Genomic DNA, 2,199 nt, shown 5'->3' on the forward strand with positions numbered 1-2,199 from the left:
GACTTGTCGAACCCCATGTGGCGAAGCGCAAGGAGACCGCAAGAGGCGGCAATACCGCGACCGCAATACGCGATAACCTCGTCGTCGGTTTGAATTCCCTTGTCCTGATAGTGCTGAAGGAGGCGGAGGCGATCCGCCAACCTGAATGAGCCTCGTTCCTTTAGTTTCGCTGCCCGCTCAGCAATGGGTGTGTGTGCCAAATCCGGATCGATGTTCGATATCGCCGGTATGTTAACTGCACCGGGGATATGTCCCGAGCGACCTCCCCATGTGTGAACACCGTCGCCTCGGAAGAGGTCGTTTGGCAGAAAGTCCACAACTCTGACCTCAAGCATACCTATCGCGTCCAGAACGTCAGTTTTGCTGGCAATCCAATTGCTCTGCACCTTGGGAGCGAAGTCGCCAGGCTCAACGGATGGATCGCCAGCTTCAGTGGGTCGACCTTCGAGTTTCCATTGCTGCAAGCCGCCGTCCAAGACCTGCACGTTTTTATGGCCATAGTGCGAAAGTGCCCACCAAAGACGCGCTGAAGCCAACGGAAGCCCGGAATCATCGTAGACCAAGACATGACTGTCTTTGGAAACACCCAACTCGCGCATCTTTTTCCCAAAATCCTCTGGCCCGAGCATCATATCGGGAACGTTCTGATTGCTGTCTGCAAGCTCTGTCGACATGCCAACATACACGGCGCCGGGAATGTGCTCGGCTTGGAACTCGCTCCTATCGTCATAGGCCAAGCCCTTGCCGTTTTCCTCCCTAAACTTCCAGCGAACATCAATGATGCGTAGTTTCGGGTCAGTCAGGTTATCTGCCAACCAAGCCGTATCAATAAGCGGGCGAGTTTGGGTTGTCATACCTACGTTCTCCTCTAACCGGACGCGGGTCGGGCCGTATGGAATAATCCCCAAAATTGCTTTCGGAGTCCAATTTTAGGAAATCGGGATTTGATGAAGCAACTATGGTTTGAACCGCATTTCGCTGATTTCATGAGACTTCTGAAAGAAACGGATGCTGAAATCATGGTGCCTCGTATCGTCGATTTCCTTTGACTCGTTTATGGCTAGGCATGCTCATATAGCTCGCTGACGGACAGGTTTGGTGCAGATAGTGGAAGGTTTGGATGCTTGAAGATCGATACGAAAGCCCGCTAACGACCACATCACAAGCTGCGCGAGACGCCTACGTTGAAGGCATCGACCGTTTTCTAGGCGCTTTTGATGATGTTGAAGACGCTTACCGTTCTGCAATGCGGGCAGATGATAGTTTTGCTATGCCTCATGTTGGGCTTGCACGCTACCTTGTTACTGTCGGGCGTGGACAAGATGCAAAGCGTGAAATAGCCGTCGCAAAGGAACTCTCGCATGGCGTCAGCCCGCGCGAAGCCGCCCAGATCGACATTATCAGCGATCTCATTGAGGGGCGTGTACCGCAGGCCTACAGGCGCATTCGAGATCACGTCGCAGACCATCCGCGAGATATTTTGCTGGCTCAGACATGTACCAGCGTATTTGGTCTGATTGGGTTTTCAGGTCAGGTAGGACGCGAGGCGGAGCAGCTTGCGTACACAACCATGTTAAAGCCACACTATGGCGACGACTGGTGGTTTCTCTGCCAGCATGCATTTGCCCAGATGGAGGCCGGACAAATTGGCCTGGCCGCTGAAAACATTGAGCGCGCGCTTGAATTGAAGCCAGACAGCGCACACAGTGCACATGTCAGGGCCCATCTCTACTATGAGAACGGGGAGACGGACGCTGGCTACGCTTATCTGCGCGAGTTCTGGCAAGACTATCCCTTCACGGCGTATCTGCACTGCCATCTCAGTTGGCACGTTGCTCTGTGGGCGCTTGAGAGCGGCGATGTGACGGGTATGTGGAAGCTGTTTGATGATTATGTTTCCCCCGACCGACCTCCTGCGCCGCCACTGAACGTTCTGACTGATAGTGTGGCAATTGTTCACCGCGCCTTTTTGGCTGGTGAGCAAATTCCTCAGGAGCGTTGGCAACAACTCAGCGACTATGCTGTTCAGTTCTTTCCTTCACCTGGCTTGGCTTTTGCGGATGTTCACGCTGCTCTTGCGCATGCGATGGCTGGAAACAGAGAGCGTCTGGAAACAACCATTGACGGCGCAAAGGGCCCCGCAGGCCCCACCGTTGCCTCTGTCGCAGGCGCATTCCGTGCGTTGGCGGATGGAAATGC

The 2,199-nt window shown here is 54.1% G+C and carries 2 protein-coding genes; one reads left to right on the plus strand and one right to left on the minus strand.

Annotated features, from left to right (window positions below):
* On the minus strand, positions 1 to 854 hold an 854-nt coding region (locus tag AC2FLP_RS22020), incomplete at its 3' end, for a sulfurtransferase (protein WP_496686544.1).
* Positions 855 to 1,120: 266 nt separating this feature from the next.
* Here AC2FLP_RS22020 and AC2FLP_RS22025 point away from each other — a divergent pair.
* On the plus strand, positions 1,121 to 2,199 hold a 1,079-nt coding region (locus AC2FLP_RS22025; protein WP_496686547.1), incomplete at its 3' end, for a tetratricopeptide repeat protein.

The sequence above is a fragment of the Ruegeria sp. CDSA141 genome (genome assembly GCF_059612005.1).